Origin of the sequence: Burkholderia seminalis DSM 23518, assembly GCF_902832885.1 — a bacterium.
In the GTDB taxonomy this organism is placed as follows: Bacteria; Pseudomonadota; Gammaproteobacteria; order Burkholderiales; family Burkholderiaceae; genus Burkholderia; species Burkholderia seminalis.
Window position 1 is genome coordinate 1,229,759 of record NZ_CADFDK010000001.1, and the last position, 20,872, is coordinate 1,250,630.

General features: G+C 67.7%; 13 protein-coding genes. 9 read left to right on the forward strand and 4 right to left on the reverse strand.

Going from position 1 to position 20,872, the window contains the following annotated elements; genetic code table 11:
- Positions 1–97 precede the first annotated feature (97 nt).
- The 6 genes from HWX00_RS05720 to HWX00_RS05745 all read left to right on the forward strand — a co-directional run bounded on the left by HWX00_RS05720 (position 98) and on the right by HWX00_RS05745 (position 12,098).
- Positions 98–2,059: a PhoX family protein gene (locus HWX00_RS05720; RefSeq protein ID WP_175027839.1), complete on the forward strand. Its 1,962-nt coding sequence runs from the start codon at positions 98–100 to the stop codon at positions 2,057–2,059.
- Between the two features lie 602 nt (positions 2,060–2,661).
- A complete protein-coding gene (locus HWX00_RS05725; RefSeq protein WP_034186565.1) occupies positions 2,662–3,486 on the forward strand; it encodes an IclR family transcriptional regulator in 825 nt (274 codons plus the stop codon).
- A 257-nt stretch (positions 3,487–3,743) separates the two neighbouring features.
- Positions 3,744–5,114 (forward strand): MdtA/MuxA family multidrug efflux RND transporter periplasmic adaptor subunit, encoded by a 1,371-nt coding sequence (locus HWX00_RS05730; protein WP_034186564.1) that lies wholly within the window; start codon positions 3,744–3,746, stop codon positions 5,112–5,114.
- A gap of 15 nt (positions 5,115–5,129) precedes the next feature.
- Positions 5,130–8,243, forward strand: coding sequence for an MdtB/MuxB family multidrug efflux RND transporter permease subunit (locus HWX00_RS05735; RefSeq protein WP_034186563.1), 3,114 nt, complete (start codon positions 5,130–5,132; stop codon positions 8,241–8,243).
- Positions 8,244–8,246: 3 nt separating this feature from the next.
- Positions 8,247–11,555: an efflux RND transporter permease subunit gene (locus HWX00_RS05740; RefSeq protein ID WP_034186562.1), complete on the forward strand. Its 3,309-nt coding sequence runs from the start codon at positions 8,247–8,249 to the stop codon at positions 11,553–11,555.
- A gap of 159 nt (positions 11,556–11,714) precedes the next feature.
- Positions 11,715–12,098, forward strand: a complete 384-nt coding sequence (locus tag HWX00_RS05745) for a VOC family protein (protein WP_049028599.1) — start codon at positions 11,715–11,717, stop codon at positions 12,096–12,098.
- Between the two features lie 82 nt (positions 12,099–12,180).
- Here the strand turns inward: HWX00_RS05745 and HWX00_RS05750 are convergent, their stop codons facing one another.
- The gene (locus HWX00_RS05750; protein WP_175027838.1) at positions 12,181–13,647 is read right to left on the reverse strand and encodes an NYN domain-containing protein; all 1,467 of its coding nucleotides are present in this window, start codon (positions 13,645–13,647) and stop codon (positions 12,181–12,183) included.
- Between the two features lie 230 nt (positions 13,648–13,877).
- Here HWX00_RS05750 and HWX00_RS05755 point away from each other — a divergent pair, with 230 nt between their 5' ends.
- Positions 13,878–14,507: an NAD(P)H-binding protein gene (locus tag HWX00_RS05755; protein ID WP_034186559.1), complete on the forward strand. Its 630-nt coding sequence runs from the start codon at positions 13,878–13,880 to the stop codon at positions 14,505–14,507.
- An 87-nt stretch (positions 14,508–14,594) separates the two neighbouring features.
- Here the strand turns inward: HWX00_RS05755 and HWX00_RS05760 are convergent, their stop codons facing one another.
- On the reverse strand, positions 14,595–15,143 hold the full coding sequence (locus HWX00_RS05760; RefSeq protein ID WP_175027837.1) for a peroxiredoxin: 549 nt from the start codon (positions 15,141–15,143) through the stop codon (positions 14,595–14,597).
- Positions 15,144–15,421: 278 nt separating this feature from the next.
- Here HWX00_RS05760 and cdpA point away from each other — a divergent pair, with 278 nt between their 5' ends.
- Both cdpA and HWX00_RS05770 read left to right on the forward strand, forming a co-directional pair.
- Positions 15,422–17,164, forward strand: a complete 1,743-nt coding sequence (gene cdpA, locus HWX00_RS05765; protein WP_193791016.1) for a cyclic di-GMP phosphodiesterase CdpA — start codon at positions 15,422–15,424, stop codon at positions 17,162–17,164.
- A 27-nt stretch (positions 17,165–17,191) separates the two neighbouring features.
- On the forward strand, positions 17,192–18,682 hold the full coding sequence (locus tag HWX00_RS05770; protein ID WP_175027836.1) for an HDOD domain-containing protein: 1,491 nt from the start codon (positions 17,192–17,194) through the stop codon (positions 18,680–18,682).
- A gap of 90 nt (positions 18,683–18,772) precedes the next feature.
- On the opposite strand, the gene HWX00_RS05775 is transcribed toward HWX00_RS05770, so the two are convergent.
- Positions 18,773–19,567 (reverse strand): ABC transporter substrate-binding protein, encoded by a 795-nt coding sequence (locus HWX00_RS05775; protein ID WP_034186555.1) that lies wholly within the window; start codon positions 19,565–19,567, stop codon positions 18,773–18,775.
- A 276-nt stretch (positions 19,568–19,843) separates the two neighbouring features.
- The gene (gene astE / locus HWX00_RS05780) at positions 19,844–20,872 is read right to left on the reverse strand and encodes a succinylglutamate desuccinylase (protein ID WP_175027844.1); all 1,029 of its coding nucleotides are present in this window, start codon (positions 20,870–20,872) and stop codon (positions 19,844–19,846) included.

A 20,872-nucleotide genomic window follows, 5' to 3' on the forward strand; every position in this document is an offset into this window, starting at 1 on the left:
CTTACACTTCCGTCCAGTTTTCAATCAGCCTTCGCGAAGCTTGCCGACCGCCTGCTTCGCGAAGGCCATTCTTCCAACAACCGAAACTGGACTCCACATGCCCGCGTTGCCCAATGCTTCCCGTCGTCAGGCCCTGAAGATCCTCGCCGGCGCGCCGATGCTCCCCCTTTCCGGCCTCGCGCTGCCGGCCCTGCTGACGGGTTGCGGCGGCGACGATCCCGCGTCGACGCCGGCCCCGGTCGCCGCTGCCTATACGTCGGCGACGTTCTCGGCGATGGCCGCCCCCACGCTCGACAATGCGGCCGCGATGGCCACGACGACGGTCGGCTCGACGCTGTCGGTGTCGTTCTCGGACGGTTCGTCGCGCAATTTCAAGCTCGCGTACCGGCCGTTCTTCGTGACGGGCGACATGGTGCCGGACGGCAAGGGCGGCACGACGCTCGCGGGCGGCTACTACGACATCAACAACCAGCCGATCATCGATCGCTCGGTCGCCGGCAAGGAGCGCCAGTTCTATTCCGACTGCCCGGACGGCAGCTCGCTGCTGACGCTGAAGAACGCGAACGTGCCCGGCGTGAAGGGCAACACGGTGTTCGCGGTCGTGCAGTTCGAATACACGACGCGCGACCAGGCGAGCGCATCGCAGTACGGCCAGTTGCCGTCGCCGATCGCGGTGCTCTCGCTCGACCAGGATCCGGCCACCGGCGCGCTGAAGGTCGTGAAGTACCACAACGTCGACACGTCGAAGGCGCACGGGCTGTGGATCACCTGCGGCGCGAGCCTGTCGCCGTGGGGCACGCACCTGTCGAGCGAGGAATACGAGCCGGACGCGACGAAGGCTGCCACCGACGCGCAGTTCAAGGCGTTCAGCAAGAACACGTTCGGCGACGAGACGAAGGCGAACCCCTACCACTACGGCCACCTCCCCGAGATCACCGTGAACCCGGACGGCACGGGCAGCGTGAAGAAGCACTACTGCCTCGGCCGCATCTCGCACGAGCTGATCCAGGTGATGCCGGACCAGCGCACCGTGATGATGGGTGACGACGCCACCAACGGCGGCCTGTTCATGTTCGTCGCCGACAAGGCGGCCGACCTGTCGGCCGGCACGCTGTACGTCGCGAAATGGACGCAGACGTCGTCGGCCGGCGCCGGCACCGCGACACTCACGTGGATCAGGATCGGCCACGCGACGAGCAGCGAGATCGAAGCGCTCGCGAACACGCTGAAGGCGTCGGACATCATGGACCTGGTGACCGCCGACCCGAACGACGCGAGCTACGCGAAGATCCACTTCGGCGGCAAGTTCAACTGGATGCGCGTGAAGCCGGGGATGGAAAAGGCGGCCGCGTTCCTCGAGACGCACCGCTACGCGGCGCTGCTCGGCGGCAGCATGGGCTTCACCAAGCTCGAAGGCACGACCGTGAACGCGAAGGACAAGATCGTCTATACGGCGATGTCGCGGATCGAAACGTCGATGGTCAAGGGCAATGCGGTGTCGCGCGACGTCGCGGTCGACAAGAAGATCGCCGCGGGCGCCGTCTACGCGCTGAACCTGAAGGCCGGCCAGCGCGACACGACGGGCGGCGCGATCGACAGCGAATGGGTGCCGGTCGACATGGGCGCGCCGGCCGCGCTCGTCGGCGAGGATCTCGCCGCGGCCGACGGGCTCGGCAACCTCGCGAACCCGGACAAGATCGCGAACCCGGACAACCTGAAGTTCTCCGAAAAGCTGCGCACGCTGTTCATCGGCGAAGACTCGGGCATGCACGTGAACAACTTCCTGTGGGCGTACAACGTCGACACGAAGTCGCTCTCGCGCGTGCTGTCGTGCCCGGCCGGCGCGGAGTCGACGGGCCTGCACGCGGTCGACGAGATCAACGGCTGGACCTACATCATGAGCAACTTCCAGCACGCGGGCGACTGGGAATCGCCGCTGCACGACAAGGTCAAGCCGACGCTCGATCCGCTCGTGCGCGCGAACTTCAAGGACCGCTTCGGCGCCAGCGTCGGCTACCTGACGGCCGAGCAGACCGGCATCAAGCTCGCGAAGGCCTGACCGGGTCACACGAGGGGGGCTCGCTGGCCAGGCGTCCCTAACCGGGACTCCCTTTCTTCATCACCGTTCATTCGTCGGCGCTCCACGCCGTTTTGTGCGCGATGCCCAGTGCGGGCATCGCGCTTTTTTTTGCGCGTGCGAATCGTGTGCATGGCGTGCGCCAGCGCGCGCCGAACGGGCTCGGACGGGCGTTTCCATCGATCGGGGGATAATACGGGCCTGACGTGCCCGGGCGGACAGTCAAAATGACGGGCAAAAAAAAGCGCCACGGAGACCGTGGCGCTAAAAAAGTTCTAGCCATTCCGAGGGCCGTGCTAGAACCTGAGAGACTGCGCGAAACATCGTTGCCGGTTAAACTCTTGAAACGATGTTTCGAAAACGTGAGACATTCTTTCCGTTTCCGCCCGACAAGTCAAGCGGTATTTGCACCGGTTCATGCACTTTCTGGCAACGCTCATTTGAGCGTTTTCCTAATAAACCAAGGGTGAACCCGTAAAATTTCATCCAATGACCGGTTCGCCCGCGGAACATGCATCCTTTGACAATAGTCCTACAATACCAACAAAATTGAAATCGAGTTTCGGAATTAGAGAGAATCCCTCGTGTCGACAACTGTAACCTCTCCCGCGTCGCGGGACCGTGAATCGTCGCCCGACGAGATCACCGCCCTCGCCCGCGGCCTCGCCGTGCTGCGCCGCATCGCGGCTGCCGACGCCCCCGTCAGCAACCGCGAACTGACCGAATTGACCGGCATCCCGAAGCCGACCGTCTCGCGCATCACCGCGACGCTCGTCAGCGCCGGCTTCCTGTTCCAGTTGCCCGACAGCGAGCGCTTCGTGCTCACCGCGTCGGTGCTCGAGCTGAGCCACGGCTTCCTGCGCAACTTCGACATCCGCGCGCGCTCGCGGCCGTTCATGATCGAGCTGGCCGAACGCACGTCGCTGTCCGTGCACCTCGCGGTGCGCGACCGGCTCGACATGGTCGCGATCGACGTGATCCGGCCGCGCTCGGCCGTGCTCGTCACGCGCCTCGAAATCGGCTCGCGGATGGACATCGCGCGCACGGCGGTCGGCCGCGCGTATCTCGCCGCGCTCGAGGACGACGAGCGCCGCCTGCTGCTCGAGTCGCTGCGCACCACGGCGGGCGACGACTGGCCGCACGTGTCGGCGCGCCTGACCCCCGCGCTCGACGACGCGATGCGCGACGGCCACGCGATCGCAATCGGCGAATGGCGCGAAGGCCTGAATGCCGTCGCGGCCGGTTTCGTCGGCCCGTCGGGCCAGCGCTATTCGGTGAATTGCGGCGGCGCGTCGCACCAGTGTCCGCCCGAATGGCTGCAGGAACATGTCGTGCCCGCGCTGCAGGAGTGCATCGCGAAAATCACCCGCGAGATCGGCGGCGCGCCGGCCCGGCGCGTCGGCGTGTAATCGTTCCGTCACCGTTCCGTCGCGTTCTGTAACGACCGTAACCCGTTGAAAGATAGACGACTGGACTGTAACGGGGACGGGACGTAGGATCATGCCCATCGTCGCGCCGCACTCTCGGCGCGCACCGCTCTTTTCCCCGCGCGGGTCGACGGGGGCCCCGGACCGAGCCGGGCCGCCCCGTCCCGTCACCCGCTCGCCCACGCGCAGCCCAGCAGTCCGATTTCCGGCACGCCGCGCCGTCTTCCTGACAGATCACGATGGATAACGAACAAAAGCCCACGCCCCCTTCGAAAGACCCTGCGTCCCCCGCCGCGCGACGCCCGCGCCGCACGCTGATGATCGGAACGCTCGCGGTCGTCGTCATCGGCGGCCTGCTGTGGTGGCATCCGTGGAACCGCACGCCGGCGGCCGGCAGCGCGGCACAAACCGCGGGCGCAAGCGCCGGCGGCGGCGCAGGCGGCCATCGCGGCCGCGGCGGCCCCGCTGCGATGGCGAACGTTCCGCAGCCCGTGCAGGTCGCGACCGCGACGCAAGGCGAGATGCCGATCGTGCTGTCCGCGCTCGGCACCGTCACGCCGCTCGCGAACGTGACGGTCAAGACGCAACTGTCGGGCTACCTGCAGTCGGTGTCGTTCCAGGAAGGCCAGATCGTCAAGAAGGGCGACGTGCTCGCGCAGGTCGACCCGCGCCCGTACCAGGTGGCGCTCGAGAACGCCGAAGGCACGTTCGCACGCGACTCGGCGCTGCTCGCGACGGCGCGCCTCGACCTGAAGCGCTACCAGACGCTGCTGTCGCAGGATTCGATCGCGTCGCAAACCGTCGATACGCAGGCGTCGCTCGTCAAGCAGTACGAAGGCGCGGTGAAGACCGACCAGGCCGCGATCGATTCCGCGAAGCTGAACCTCACGTATGCGCGCATCACGGCGCCGGTATCGGGCCGCGTCGGCCTGCGCCAGGTCGACCCGGGCAACTACGTGACGCCGGGCGACACCAACGGCATCGTCGTGATCACGCAGCTGCAGCCGATGAGCGTGATCTTCACGACGTCGGAAGACAACCTGCCGCAGATCCTCAAGCAGGTGAACGCGGGCCAGAAACTGTCGGTCACCGCCTACAACCGCAACAACACGGTGCCGCTCGAGACGGGGTCGCTCGCCACGCTCGACAACCAGATCGACACGAGCACCGGCACGGTCAAGCTGCGCGCGAACTTCGATAACAAGGAAGGCATGCTGTTCCCGAATCAGTTCGTGAACACGCGGCTGCTCGTCGACGTGCTGCGCAACGCGACGATCGTGCCGACGTCCGCGGTGCTGACGGGTTCGATCGGCCAGTTCGTCTACGTCGTGAAACCCGACAACACGGTAACCGTGCGCAAGGTCACGATCGGCCCGGTCGACGGCGAACGCACGAGCATCGTCAGCGGCGTCGCGCTCGGCGAGCGCGTGGTGACCGACGGCTCCGACCGACTGCGCGAAGGCTCGAAGATCTCGATTCCGGCCGACAAGCCGAAAGGCGCGTCGGGCACGCGTGGCGCCGGCGCGGCGTCGGGTGCCTCGGCTGCGTCGGGCGCCGCCGGCCATCACGGCGGACACAAGCACGGTGCGTCGCAGGCAGCGGCCCAATAACGCGCGGGCCGCTCGATGAATCCTTCCCGCCTCTTCATTCTCCGGCCGGTCGGCACCGCCCTCCTGATGGCGGCGATCATGCTGGCCGGTCTCGTCGCGCTGCGGTTCCTGCCGCTCGCCGCGCTGCCCGAAGTCGACTACCCGACGATCCAGGTCCAGACCTTCTACCCCGGCGCGAGCCCGGAAGTGATGACCTCGTCGGTCACCGCGCCGCTCGAGCGCCAGTTCGGGCAGATGCCGTCGCTGAACCAGATGTCGTCGCAAAGCTCGGCCGGTGCGTCGGTGATCACGCTGCAGTTCTCGCTCGACCTGCCGCTCGACATCGCCGAACAGGAAGTGCAGGCCGCGATCAACGCGGCCGGCAACCTGCTGCCGTCCGACCTCCCGGCCCCACCGATCTACGCGAAGGTCAACCCGGCCGATGCGCCGGTGATCACGCTCGCCGTCAAGTCGAAGACGCTGCCGCTCACGCAGGTGCAGGACCTGGCCGACACGCGCCTCGCGATGAAGATCTCGCAGATCGCGGGCGTCGGCCTCGTCAGCCTGTCGGGCGGCAACCGCCCGGCCGTGCGGATCCAGGCGAACCCGACCGCGCTCGCGCAGTACGGGATGAACCTCGACGACCTGCGCACGACGATCTCGAACCTGAACGTCAACACCCCGAAGGGCAACTTCGACGGCCCGACGCGCGCCTACACGATCAACGCGAACGACCAGCTGACGAGCGCCGACCAGTACAACAGCGCGGTCGTCGCGTACAAGAACGGCCGCCCGGTGATGCTGACCGACGTCGCGACGGTCGTCGCCGGCTCGGAGAACACCAAGCTCGGCGCGTGGGTGAATTCGGATCCCGCGATCATCCTGAACGTGCAGCGCCAGCCGGGCGCGAACGTGATCCAGACGGTCGACGCGATCAAGGCGCAATTGCCGAAGCTGCAGGAGACGCTGCCGGCCGCGCTCGACGTGGAGATCGTCACCGATCGCACGACGATGATCCGCGCGGCCGTGCGCGACGTGCAGTTCGAGCTGTTGCTCGCGGTCGCGCTCGTCGTGCTGGTGATGTACCTGTTCCTCGCGAACATCTACGCGACGATCATCCCGAGCCTGTCCGTGCCGTTATCGCTGATCGGCACGCTCGCGGTGATGTACATGGCCGGCTTCTCGCTGAACAACCTGTCGCTGATGGCGCTCACCATCGCGACCGGCTTCGTCGTCGACGACGCGATCGTGATGATCGAGAACATCGCGCGCTACGTCGAGGAAGGCGAGTCGGGGCTCGAGGCCGCGCTGAAGGGCTCGAGGCAGATCGGCTTCACGATCATCTCGCTGACGGTGTCGCTGATCGCGGTGCTGATCCCGCTGCTGTTCATGGGCGACGTGGTCGGGCGCCTGTTCCACGAGTTCGCGATCACGCTCGCGGTGACGATCGTGATCTCGGCGATCGTGTCGCTCACGCTCGTGCCGATGATGTGCGCGAAGCTGCTGCGTCATTCGCCGCCGCCGGAAAGCCACCGCTTCGAGGCACGCGTGCACCGCACGATCGACTGGGTGATCGCGCGCTACGCGGTCGCGCTCGAATGGGTGCTGAACCGCCAGCGCTCGACGCTGGTCGTCGCGCTGCTGACGCTCGGGCTGACCGCCCTGCTCTACATCTACGTGCCGAAGGGCTTCTTCCCCGCGCAGGACACCGGCGTGATCCAGGCGATCACGCAGGCGCCGCAGTCGATCTCGTACGGCGCGATGGCCGAACGCCAGCAGGCGCTCGCGGCCGAGATCCTGAAGGACCCGAACGTCGACAGCCTCACGTCGTTCATCGGCGTCGACGGCAGCAACATCACGCTGAACAGCGGCCGGATGCTGATCAACCTGAAGGCGCGCGACGACCGCTCCAAAACGGCCGCGCAGATCATCCGCGACCTGCAGCACCGCGTGGCGAACATCACCGGCATCTCGCTGTTCATGCAGTCGGTGCAGGACCTGACGATCGATTCGACCGTCAGCCCGACGCAGTACCAGTTCATGCTGACGAGCCCGAACGCGGAAGAATTCGCGACCTGGGTGCCGAAGCTCGTCGCGCGGCTGCAGCAGGAGCCGTCGCTCGCCGATGTCGCGACCGACCTGCAGAGCAACGGCCAGTCGGTCTACATCGAGATCGACCGCCCGAGCGCCGCGCGTTTCGGCATCACGCCGGCGACCGTCGACAACGCGCTGTACGACGCGTTCGGCCAGCGCATCGTGTCGACCATCTTCACGCAGTCGAACCAGTACCGTGTGATTCTCGAGTCGGAGCCGAAGGAGCAGCACTACGCGCAATCGCTGAACGACATCTACCTGCCGTCGGCCGGCGGCGGCCAGGTGCCGCTGTCGTCGATCGCGTCGTTCCACGAGCGGCCGTCGCCGCTGCTGGTCGCGCACCTGTCGCAGTTCCCGTCGACGACGATCTCGTTCAACCTCGCGCCGGGCGCGTCGCTCGGCGAGGCCGTCAAGGCGATCGAGGCCGCCGAGAAGGACATCAGCCTGCCCGCGTCGTTCCAGACGCGCTTCCAGGGCGCGGCGCTCGCGTTCCAGGCGTCGCTGTCGAACCAGCTGTTCCTGATCCTCGCGGCGGTCGTCACGATGTACATCGTGCTCGGCGTGCTGTACGAAAGCTACATCCACCCGATCACGATCCTGTCGACGCTGCCGTCGGCCGGCGTCGGCGCGCTGCTCGCGCTGATGATCACCGGGCACGACCTCGACATCATCGGCATCATCGGCATCGTGCTGCTGATCGGTATCGTGAAGAAGAACGCGATCATGATGATCGACTTCGCGCTCGAGGCCGAACGTGTCGAAGGCAAGCCGCCGCGCGAGGCGATCTACCAGGCGTGCCTGCTGCGCTTCCGGCCGATCCTGATGACGACGCTCGCCGCGCTGCTCGGCGCGGTGCCGCTGATCGTCGGCTCCGGCGCCGGCTCCGAGCTGCGCCAGCCGCTCGGGATCGCGATCGCCGGCGGCCTGATCGTGTCGCAGGTGCTGACGCTGTTTACGACGCCCGTGATCTACCTCGGCTTCGACTCGCTCGCGCGCCGCGTGCGCGGCTGGTTCGAACGCCACGGCCCCGACGCCGGCAAGCGCACGGATGCGTAAGCCATGAACCTGTCGCGCCCCTTCATCACCCGCCCCGTCGCGACGACGCTGCTCGCGCTCGGCGTCGCGCTCGCGGGCCTGTTCGCGTTCATCAAGCTGCCGGTGTCGCCGCTGCCGCAGGTCGACTTCCCGACGATCTCGGTGCAGGCGTCGCTGCCGGGCGCGAGCCCGGAAACGGTCGCGACCAGCGTGACGAGCCCGCTCGAGCGGCACCTCGGCTCGATCGCCGACGTCTCCGAAATGACGTCGACGAGCACGGTCGGCAACGCGCGGATCATCCTGCAGTTCGGCCTGAACCGCGACATCGACGGCGCCGCGCGCGACGTGCAGGCCGCGATCAACGCGGCGCGCGCCGACCTGCCCGCCGCGCTGAAGAGCAACCCGACCTACCGCAAGGTCAACCCGGCCGATTCGCCGATCATGATCGTGTCGCTGACGTCGGAAACGTCGTCGCCCGCGAAGCTGTACGACGCCGCATCGACGGTGCTGCAGCAGTCGCTGTCGCAGATCGACGGGATCGGCCAGGTCTCGGTGAGCGGCTCCGCGAACCCGGCCGTGCGCGTCGAGCTCGAACCGCAGGCGCTGTTCCACTACGGGATCGGCCTCGAGGACGTGCGCGCGGCGCTGGCGTCCGCGAACGCCAACGCGCCGAAGGGCGCGATCGAGTTCGGCCCGCAGCACTACCAGCTCTATACGAACGACCAGGCCTCCCAGGCGTCGCAATACCGCGACCTCGTCGTCGCCTACCGCAACGGCTCGGCCGTCAGGCTGTCCGACCTGTCGGACGTCGTCGATTCGGTCGAGGACCTGCGCAACCTCGGCCTGTCGAACGGCAAGCGCGCGGTCCTCGTGATCCTCTACCGCTCGCCCGGCGCGAACATCATCGATACGATCGACCGCGTGCGCGCGGCGCTGCCGCAACTCACCGCGTCGCTGCCGGCCGACATCACGGTCACGCCGGTGCTCGACCGCTCGACCACCATCCGCGCGTCGCTGAAGGACACCGAGCACACGCTGCTGATCGCGGTCAGCCTCGTCGTGATGGTCGTGTTCCTGTTCCTGCGCAACTGGCGCGCGACGCTGATCCCGAGCGTCGCGGTGCCGATCTCGATCGTCGGCACGTTCGGCGCGATGTACCTGCTCGGCTTCTCGATCGACAACCTGTCGCTGATGGCGCTGATCGTCGCGACCGGCTTCGTCGTCGACGATGCGATCGTCGTGCTCGAGAACATCTCGCGGCACATCGAGAACGGCAAGTCGCGGATGCAGGCCGCGTTCGACGGTGCGCGCGAGGTCGGCTTCACGGTGCTGTCGATGAGCATCTCGCTCGTCGCGGTGTTCCTGCCGATCCTGCTGATGGGCGGCATCGTCGGGCGGCTGTTCCGCGAATTCGCGCTGACGCTGTCGCTCGCGATCGCCGTGTCGCTCGCGGTGTCGCTCACCGTCACGCCGATGATGTGCGCGCGCCTGCTGCCCGAGTCGCACGACCCGCAAAACGAAGGCCGCTTCGGGCGCTTCCTCGAGCGCGGCTTCTCGCGCATGCAGCGCGGCTACGAGCGCTCGCTGTCGTGGGCGCTGCGCCGGCCGCTGCTGATCCTGCTGACGCTGTTCGCGACGATCGGGCTGAACGTGTACCTGTACATCGTCGTGCCAAAGGGCTTCTTCCCGCAGCAGGACACCGGCCTGATGATCGGCGGCATCCAGGCCGACCAGTCGACCTCGTTCCAGGCGATGAAGCTGAAGTTCTCCGAGATGATGCGGATCGTGCAGGGCAACCCGAACGTGAAGAGCGTCGCGGGGTTCACCGGCGGCACGCAGACCAACTCGGGCTTCATGTTCGTCACGCTGAAGGATCGCTCCGAGCGCAAGCTGTCGGCCGACCAGGTGATCCAGCAGCTGCGCCCGCCGCTGGCGGACGTCGCGGGTGCGCGCACGTTCCTGCAGGCCGCGCAGGATATCCGCGTCGGCGGCCGGCAGAGCAACGCGCAGTACCAGTTCACGCTGCTCGGCGATTCGAGCGCCGACCTGTACAAGTGGGGGCCGATCCTGACCGAGGCGCTGCAGAAGCGCCCCGAGCTGACCGACGTGAACTCCGACCAGCAGCAAGGCGGTCTCGAGGCGATGGTGACGATCGACCGCGCGACGGCCGCGCGCTTCGGCATCAAGCCCGCGCAGATCGACAACACGCTGTACGACGCGTTCGGCCAGCGCCAGGTCTCGACGATCTACAACCCGCTGAACCAGTACCACGTCGTGATGGAAGTCGCGCCGAAATACTGGCAAAGCCCGGAGATGCTGAACCAGGTGTGGATCAGCACGTCGGGCGGCAGCGCGAACGGCTCGCAGACCACCAACGCGGCCGCCGGCACCTATGTCGCGACGTCGGCCGGCACGTCGAGCGCCGGGACGGCCACGCAGAGCGCCGCGGCGATCGCGTCCGATTCCGCGCGCAACCAGGCGCTCAACTCGATCGCCGCGAGCGGCAAGTCGAGCGCGTCGTCGGGTGCGTCGGTGTCGACGTCGAAGTCGACGATGATCCCGCTGTCGGCGATCGCGACGTTCGGGCCGAGCACGACGCCGCTGTCGGTCAACCACCAGGGATTGTTCGTCGCGACGACGATCTCGTTCAACCTGCCGCCGGGCGTGTCGCTGTCGCAGGCGACCCAGGTGATCTACCAGACCATGGCGCAGGTCGGCGTCCCGCCGACGATCGTCGGCAGTTTCCAGGGCACCGCGCAGGCGTTCCAGCAGTCGATGAACGACCAGCCGATCCTGATCCTCGCCGCGCTGCTGGCCGTCTACATCGTGCTCGGGATCCTGTACGAGAGCTACATCCACCCGATCACGATCCTGTCGACACTGCCGTCGGCCGGCGTCGGCGCGCTGCTCGCGCTGCTGCTGTTCAAGACCGAGTTCAGCATCATCGCGCTGATCGGCGTGATCCTGCTGATCGGCATCGTGAAGAAGAACGCGATCATGATGGTCGACTTCGCGATCGACCAGACGCGCAACAACAAGAAGTCGTCGTTCGACGCGATCCACGAGGCGTGCCTGCTGCGCTTCCGCCCGATCATGATGACGACGATGGCCGCGCTCCTCGGCGCACTGCCGCTCGCGTTCGGCAGCGGCGACGGCGCCGAGCTGCGCGCGCCGCTCGGGATCGCGATCGCCGGCGGCCTGATCGTGTCGCAGGTGCTGACGCTCTATACGACGCCGGTCGTCTACCTGTACATGGACCGGTTCCGCGTGTGGGGAGAGAAACGCCGCAATCGCCGCGGCAATTCGGGCGGGCCGGCGGTGGCCGGCGAATGACGGGAAGCGGCGGCCCGACTGAGCCGACCCCAAGGGTTGGAGTGGTGTCCAACTCCTGGGGGCAATTCAGGCAGGCGGCCGTTTTTTTGCCCTTGAACCCGGGCGGCGATCGGCTATCGTGAGTCCATGCCTACCGCGAGCCCTTCGCCGGAACCCGCCATGAACGTCCAGCTCAATCACACGATCGTCTGGTGCAGCGACAAGCATGCGTCGAGCCGCTTCCTGACCGAACTCCTGGAATTGCCGCCGCCGACGCCGTTCGGCGCGATGCGGGTCGTCGCGCTCGACAACGGCGTGTCGCTCGATTTCTACGAACAGGCGGGGGAAATCAGGTCGCAGCACTATGCGTTCCTGCTCGACGAAGCCGGCTTCGATCGCGTGCTGGCGCGCATCCGCGCGCGCGGGCTCGCGCACTGGGCCGATCCCGCGAAGCGGCAACCCGACGACATCTACCGCCACAACGGCGGGCGCGGCGTGTACTTCGACGACCCGGACGGCCACTTCCTCGAAGTGATGACGCGTCCGTATGTGCTGAACGGCTAGCGCAGCCGCGCCGGCATTGCGCCGGCCGGTATCGTTCGGCGCGGATGCCGTCCCGCTTCGGACGGCACCCGGACGCCTGCCGTTACTCGGCCGCCGTCGTCTTGCGCGGACGACGTGCGCGCGGTGCCGCCTTGCGGGCCGGCTTTTTCTTGGCAGCGGCCGGTGCGTCGGCATGCGCTTCGAGCGGCGCCGCCTCATGCGACGGCTGGGCGGCAGTCCCGTCGCCGCCGGCATCGCCGGCCGCCGGCTCGGCACGCGTCACGGCGGCATGCCGTTCGTCGCCCTGCTCCGCGTCGTCGGCATGCCTGCCGTGCGCGTGCTGGTCGCCGCCGTGCTTCGCCTCACCGTGGGCGTCGTCGGTCTTCCCGGCCGCATGATGGCCGGCGCCCTTCGCGGCGGCACCCTTCTTCGCGCCCGTCTTCTTCGCCGCGCTCTTGCGCGCACGCTTGCGGCCGTCCTTCGCCTCGCCCGGTGCGTCGACCGCCTCCGCCGCTTCAGCCGTTTCAGCCGGTGGCGTCACCGACCCAGCCTCGACGAACTCGGCGACGTCCGCCGCTTCCGCTTCGGCCTGCTCGCTTTCGTGCGCCACCGCTTCGGCCCGCTGCCCGCGACGTTGCGCATTGCGCCCGGCCCGCGCCGGTTCGGCCGCGCGCGCACCGTGGTGGTGGGCGCCGCCGTGCGCGCTGCCGTCCCCGCCCGCCGCGACATGCTCCATGGCCGCCGGCTGGCGGGCCCGCGACACGAACGCGCCCGACTTGTCGTCGCGCCCCACTTCCAGCAGGCCGCGCGCCTGCGCTTCGTCGAGCAGGTTGCCGAACGCGCGGAACCCGTAGTACGACTCGTTGAAATCCGGCTTGCGGCGCTTGATCGCGCTCTTGAGCACCGACGCCCAGATCTTGCCGACGTCGTCGCGCTCCGACGCGAGCGCATCGAACGTCTCGACCGCCAGCGCGATCGCCTCGGCCTTGCGGGCATCCATGTCGTGCTTGCGCGAGGCCGGCTCGTCAGGCCGCCTCGCGCCGCCGTTGCCGGCACGCTGCTGCTGTTCGCGCTTCGCGAGCGTGCGCTGCTGCTCGCGCACCAGATCGTCGTAGAAGATGAATTCGTCGCAGTTCGCGACCAGCAGGTCCGACGTCGATTTCTTCACGCCGACGCCGATCACCTTCTTCGCGTTCTCGCGCAGCTTCGACACGAGCGGCGAGAAGTCGGAATCGCCGCTGATGATCACGAACGTATCGACGTGCGACTTCGTGTAGCAGAGATCGAGCGCATCGACGACGAGCCGGATGTCGGCCGAATTCTTGCCCGACTGGCGCACGTGCGGAATCTCGATCAGCTCGAAGCTCGCCTCGTGCATCGACGCCTTGAAGCCCTTGTAGCGATCCCAGTCGCAATAGGCCTTCTTCACGACGATGCTGCCTTTCAGCAGCAGGCGCTCCAGCACGGGCTTGATGTCAAATTTCTCGTACTTCGCGTCGCGCACGCCGAGCGCGACGTTCTCGAAGTCGCAGAACACGGCCATGCTGACGTTGTCCAGGGGTAATGCCATGTGTACTCCAACCGGTGGGCCGGCGCGTTATACGCGTAACGGCGAAAAAACCATCGCGCACATGATAGCCGGTCGGCGCGTCATTACCGCATCCGTGTGAACGAATGAACGCCCGACGCCGGTACGCCCCTTAATACGCGCCCGCCGGCGGGGCAAATCGACATTACACTTGAGTTATCGGTCGTCCGCCCCTATCTGGACGGAAGACGCATCGAGCAAGGAGCGGTTTCATGACGACGAAGGTACTGCTGATTGGTGCGACCGGCCGGACGGGCCAGGCCTGCGCGGATCTGCTGCTCAAGCAGCCGGAGTTCGAGGTCACGGCGCTCGTGCGCCGGCACGGCTATGCGCTGGCGGGCGCACGGGTCGTCGAGGCCGATCTGACGAACGATTTCTCGCACGCGTTCCAGGGCATCACGCACGTGATCTACGCGGCCGGCTCGGCCGAATCGGAGGGCGCGGCCGAAGAGGAACAGGTCGACCGCGACGCGGTGGCCCGCGCGGCCGAATACACGCTCGCCTTCAACGCGCAGAAGCTCGTCGTGATCAGCTCGCTTTCGGCGTACCGGCCCGAACAGGCGCCGGACGCGCTGCGCCATTATTCGCAGATGAAGCGCGAGGGCGACGACCGCGTGATCGCGTCGGGTGTCGACTACGTGATCCTGCGCCCGGGCCCGCTCACCGACGATCCGGGCGTCGGCAAGATCGCGCTGACCGACGCCTGGCTCGACCCCGCGCCGCCCGTGTCGCGCCAGGACGTCGCATGGGCCGCGATCGAGGCGATCAAGCTCGGCATCTCGCGCAAGATCGTCGGCTTCGTCGGCGGCAGCGTGCCGATCGAGCAGGCCTTGCGCGCGTGACGGCCCGCTGCGCGCCGCCGCCCGGCGGCGCGTGTTGTCGTGCCCGCGGCCCGCACGGCGGGCCGTTTTCGTGCCAGGCGCGGCCGCTTACGGCTTCGGATGCGCGTCGGCCCACGCCTTCACGGCGGCGAGCGTGTTCTCGACGTGCTTGTCGGGCGACAGGCTCGTGTATTCGTAGAGCACCTTCCCTTCCGGCGAGATCACGTAGGACACGCGGTTCGCGCGGTCGAGCGCCGGCAGCTTCGCATCGCATTCCCGGATGATCTTCGCGTCCGGATCGGCCGCGACCGGGAACTTGCTGCGGCACTCGCTCACCGAGAATTTCGTCAGCGTGTCGATATTGTCCGCCGATACGCCGATCACCGTCGCGCCGTAAGCCTTGTAACGGTCGACCGCATCGGCAAACGCATGCGCCTCGATCGTGCAGCCCTTCGTGAACGCCGCCGGGTAGAAATACAGCACCACCGGCCCCTGCTTCAGCGCGCCGGCGAGCGAGTACGTGTAAGTCTTGCCGCCCAGCGACGCCTGCGTCGTGAAATCCGGCGCCGCAGCGCCCGGCTTCAATTCCGCCTGCGCCATCAGCGCATGGCCGGCCACCAGCGCCGCCACGGCGCCCAGCAACAGTTTTCGCTTCATCTGCGTCCTCATTTCTTATAAAGTCAGCCTCGATACAGGCCACGCCGGCGTTCGCCTGTCGAACATCCGGGATGCGATCCGGGCCGGCGGCCGCGCCATCCGCGGCCGGCCCGTTAAAGATTCCGCACAATCTGCCGTTATTCCTTGCGGACAACCAGTTCCAGCCCTTCACGTCAGCGAGAAACATGGAAGCCAACAGGAAACAGACGTCACGCAAGGGCTCCTGGCGCAGCGCCTTGCATACGCTGCGCCGCTTCGCCTGGTCGGGCGGCGCGCTGATGCCGGCGCGCGCCGGCGCGCCGCGCCGCGACGACTCCGTGCGCAACTGGCTGGAACAGACGGTCGGCACGGTGGATTTCCTCGCCCATGTCGACCGCGAGCTGCGCTTTCTGTACGTGTCCGACGCGAGCCTGCGCTTCATCGGCTACCACCGCGACTACCTGCACACGCTGACGCTGCGCGACCTGATCGCCGAACAGGATACCTCGGCGCTCGAAGGCCTGCTTGCGCGCGCCGCGCGTTCCGGCCAGGTCGAGAAGGCGACGATGTGCATCGTCAAGTCGCTCACCTACCCGCTGGACGTCGAGGTCCGTGCGTTCAAGAGCCGCCATCACGGCGTCGACGGTTTCGCGATCGCGGCATTCGACGTGTCGTCGTGGCGCGCGCTCGAGGCGAAGCTGACGTATGAAATGCACCATGACCCGATGACGGGGCTCGACAACCTGTCCGCGCTCGTGCCGGCGCTGATGCGTGCGCAGCAGACCGCCGACGAGGACGGCACCTGCGCGGCGCTGCTGCTGCTCGACCTCGACGACTACCAGCGGATCAACCGCGCGCTCGGCTACGACGCGGGCGACACGTTGCTGCGCGAGACCGCGCAGCGGCTGAAGGCGCTCGTCACGCCGAACGAGCGGCTCGCGCGCGTCGCGAGCGACAAGTTCGCGATCGTGCTCGGCGCCTCGGACCGCTCGCAGGCGAGTCACGCCGCCGACGCGCTCGCGCGCCGGCTGCAGGCCGCGGTGCGCGAGCCCTACGTGTACCAGGGGCAGACCGTGCACCTGTCCGCGAGCATCGGCATCGCGCTCTACCCGGACGAACGTGCCGCGCCGCATCGCGCGCAGCATCACAGCCCGCTGCTGCGCCGCGCCGACCATGCGCTCGCGCAGGCGAAGGCATCGGGCGGCAACGCGCTTGCGTTCCATGCGCCGGTCGACGATCCGGCCGACGCCGAACGGCTGAAGCTCGAGGCCGACCTGTACGACGGCGTGCGCAACGGCGAGTTCTCGCTCCACTTCCAGCCGATCACGCACAGCCAGTCGGGCGCGGTGGTCGGCGTCGAGGCGCTGATCCGCTGGCGCCATCCGGTACACGGCCTCGTGCCGCCGGCGACCTTCATTCCGCTCGCCGAATCGATCGGCCTGATCAACTACCTCGGCAACTGGGTGCTCAAGGCCGCGTGCATGCAGCTCGTCGCATGGGACAGCCAGGGGCTTGCGCTGCAGTACGTGGCGGTCAACGTGTCGCCGCAGCAGTTCCGCGACCCGCGCTTCACGCAGAGCGTGCGCGAGGCGATCGCGCTGACGGGCATCGACCCGCGCCGCATCGTGCTCGAAATCACCGAAAGCCTGCTGATGCACGATCCCGCGCATGCGAAAGTGCTGCTCGAGGAGCTGACCGATCTCGGCATCCGCTTCGCGATCGACGATTTCGGCACCGGCTATTCGAGCCTCGCGTACCTGCAGCGCTTCCCGCTCGCGAAGCTGAAGATCGACCGCAGTTTCGTCGAGAACCTGCTGACGTCGCGCAACGACCGCGCGATCGTGTCGGCGGTGGTCGGCCTCGCGCAGACGCTCGATCTCGAACTCGTCGCCGAAGGCGTCGAGACCGAGGCGCAGCGCGCACTGCTGACGGAGATGGGCTGCAATCACATCCAGGGCTGGCTCGTCTGCCAGGCGCTGCCGTCCGAGGAGCTCGCGCGGCGCTTCGAGGCGCAGCAGCTGCACCTGCACGCCGCCGCCTGACGCGCGCGGCGAACCGGACAGATCCGTATGTCAATCACCGAACACCTGCCCCGCACCGCTTTGCTGGACAAGCTGTGGGCCCGGATGAGCGAACGGGGCGATTTCCCGCTGCTGTCGGAATCGCTGCGCGCGACGATGGCCGCGATGAAGAACGACGACCTCGACTTCACCGCACTCGTGCGCGTCGTGCTGTCGGACTTCGCGCTCACGCAGAAAGTGCTGCGGCTCGCGAACTCCGCGATGTACATGGCGTTCGGCGGCAACATCACGACCGTGACGCGCGCGCTGATGGTGCTCGGCATGGACGCCGTCGGCCATCTGGTCGTCGGGCTGAAGCTCGTCGACCATTTCCACCACAGCACGCCGCGGCGCATCGACGCGAAGCTCGAGCTGAACCGCGCGCTGCTGTCCGGCTGCGTCGCGCGCAAGCTCACCGAGCGCGCCGACCTGCGCGCGGGCGAGGAAGCCGTCGTCTGCACGCTGATGCGCCAGGTCGGCAAGCTGCTCGTGGTCTGCTATCTCGACAGCGAATGGGACAAGATCCGCCGCCGCGCGGCCGAGATGCACGTCGACGAATCGGCCGCCTGCGTCGAGGTGCTCGGCGTCGGTTTCGACGAGATCGGGCTCGAGGCGGCGGCACGCTGGCGGCTGCCCGACATGATCCGCGACGGCATCGCCGACCACCACCACCACGTGAACCGCGTCGACGCGTTCGGCCGCGAACTCGCGGCCGACGAGGACATGATCGAACGCGTGAACTGGCTGCGGGCGGTGAGCCGCTGCTCGGCCGACGTCGCGAGTGCGCTCGCGATGCCCGATGGTCCGCAGCGCGACGCGCACATCGCGGCGCTCGCGCAGCACTATGCGCCGGCGCTCGATACGGAACCCGACGCGCTCGTCGAGATCGCCGACCGGCTCGCGCACGAGGAAGCGAGCGACACCGTGATGCGCGAGATCGTCGAGTTACGCGCGAACGCCGATGCGATCGCGCGTGCGCAGGCCGAGCCCGAAGCCTGTCTCGAAGCCGGCCTCGCCGACCTGCGCGCGCTGCCGTCCGAGCACGTGCTGACGCCGGTGCTCGCGCTGGCGTCGGAAAGCCTGCTCGCGAGCCTCGCGTTCACGCGCACCGTCATGTTCGTGCGCCACGACGACGGCACGTTCGCCGCGCGCCTGGGTTTCGGTCCCGGCGTCGACGCGGCGCTCTACCGGCTGCGCTTTCACGAGCGCTTCGAGCCGGACGTATTCCATCTCGCGATCACCAATTCGGTCGGCATCTTCATCGAGCAGGCGCAGGAACCGAAGATGCTCAAGCGCCTGCCCGCGTGGTATCTCGACGTGTTCGACGACACGCGCGCGTTCGTGCTGCTGCCGGTGCGGGTCGATGCGGCGACGGTCGCGCTGCTGTATGGCGACTGGGCCGGCGCGCAGCCGGCACGCAAGATCTCGCAACAGGAAATGAGCATCCTCAACGAGCTCGCGCACGAACTGGGGCGGTTCTTCCCCGCGCAGCACGGCTGACGGCCGGCCGCCCGCGCGGTTTCCGGTTCCCAAAAGCAAACCGGCCGCATCGGCAGCCGGTTTTTTACATCGTGCGTTCGAACGAAGCGCTTACTTGAGCGTCACGGGCACGCTGAAGTACTTCTTCGCGAGGTTGTCGATCGTGCCGTCGGCCTTCAGGTCCTTCAGCGCCTGATCGAGTGCGGTCTTCAGCGCCGCGTCGTTCTTGCGCAGGCCGAAGCCGACGCCCGAGCCGAGGATCTCGGCGTCGCTGACGGTACCGCCCGCGAACGCGAAGCCCTGGCCTTGCGGCTTCGTCAGGAAGCCCTTCGAGCCGGCTTCCGAATCCTGGAACGTCGCGTCGAGACGGCCCGACTTCAGGTCGGCGTAGGCCAGGTCCTGCGTCTGGTACGGCACGACTTCAACGCCGACCGGCGCCCACTTCTTCTTCGCGTACGCTTCCTGGATCGTGCCCTGCAGCACGCCGACGCGCTTGCCCTTCAGCGACTGCGGGGTCGGCAGCAGGCCGCTGCCCTGCTTCGCGATCAGCTGGTTCGGAATCGTATAGATCGGGTCGGTGAACGCGATCGCGTGCTTGCGCTGGTCGGTGATCGTCATGTCCGAGTTGATCGCATCGAACTTGCGCGCCTGCAGCGCGGGGATCAGGCCGTCGAAGTCGTTCTCGACCCACACGCACTTCGTCTTCAGCTTCGCGCACACCGCGTTGCCGATGTCGATGTCGAAGCCGGTCAGCTTGCCGTCGGGCGTCTTGTATTCGAACGGTGCGTACGAGGCCTCGACGCCGAACCGGATCTCCTTCAGATCCGCGGCAAACGCGCTGCCTGCCGCCACCGCCGATGCCGCCACCACCGCATGCGCGGCCACTTTACGCCAATCCAACTTCATCAGGTGCTCTCCTCGATACTCGAATGTTCCGGAACTACGGGCGCAGGCATCATTGCAGGGTCGGATGACCCCGACAATGCGGCTGCCGCGCCGTGATGCGGCGCAACAGCCGCAAGGCCGCGATTGTACCAATCCGCGCGGCCCGGCATGGCAAAGCGGCTGCCGATGCGCGATGCTGCGGTGCGCATGCGACACCGGCCGCGCCGGCCACCGAACTTGCAAGACGATGTCGCAAATACGCAAGGCGGGCCGCGCGTCGGCTCGGCCGCCGATCGGTCAGACCAATGCCGCGATCGTCTCGCGCGTCGTGTCGACGACGAGCAGGCCCGCACGCAGCCCCGGCTTCACGGTCGGGTTCGGAAACACGATCCGCTCCTCGTCGTGCGTCACCGTGTAGCGGTAGTCGCCGTCCTGCGCGAGCACCGTGCCGCGCGCGAACGCGGTGAAGTTCGCGACGTCGGCCGCGACGAACAGCTCGAGCGCGTCACTCTGCTTCGTGATCTGGTCGATCACCGTGAAGACGCGCGGCAGCGCCGCGTCGGCATCCGTCGGCCGGCCCGACACCAGCTTGCGCACTGCGCGGTCGGCCGGCGCGAAGCGCGTCAGGTCGTTCTGGCCGAACGGCCGCACCTTGCCGAGTTCGAGCGTGCAGGCGAGCGCGCCGCAATGCTCGGCCGTGAAATGCGAATACGTGTTGCCCTTCGCGGTGTGCAGCAGCACGGCCGCGATGCGCGCGTCGCCCAGCCATTCGACCATCGTGCGCGTCGGCGGCGTGCCCGTATGCGGCAGCAGCGCGAACTGCTCGAACACCGACGCGCGGATCGCCGTGTGCATGTCGATGTGCCAGCGCGCGCTGCCCGCCGGCGCGGCCGCGAAGAACGCGGCCGCGGCCGCTTCGAGCTGCGCGGCGCGTGGCGCTTCGCGGCTCGCGGGCACCTGCGTGTGACGGCCGCTGAACAGGCGGTTCAGGTCGTCGTCGAGATAACGCTCGCCCGCGCGCATCGCCGGCACGTTGCCGAGCACGACGAGCAGCCGGCACGCGAGCGGCAGCGCGCCCGACGCGAGATCGCGCACCAGCATCGACAGCAGCTCGATCGGCGCCGTCTCGTCGCCGTGCACGCCCGCCGATACGAGCACGCTCGCGCGTGTTGCCTCGTTCGCCGCGACCGGTTCGAGCACGAGCAGCCCGTCGCCGGGCCATTGCCAGCGCACCGCACCGCCCGCGCAGGTACCGCCCTGCTCGGCCGGCACGCTGCCGGCCAGCGTGAACGCGAGAAAGTCGTCGAGCAGCGCGGCGGCCGGCAT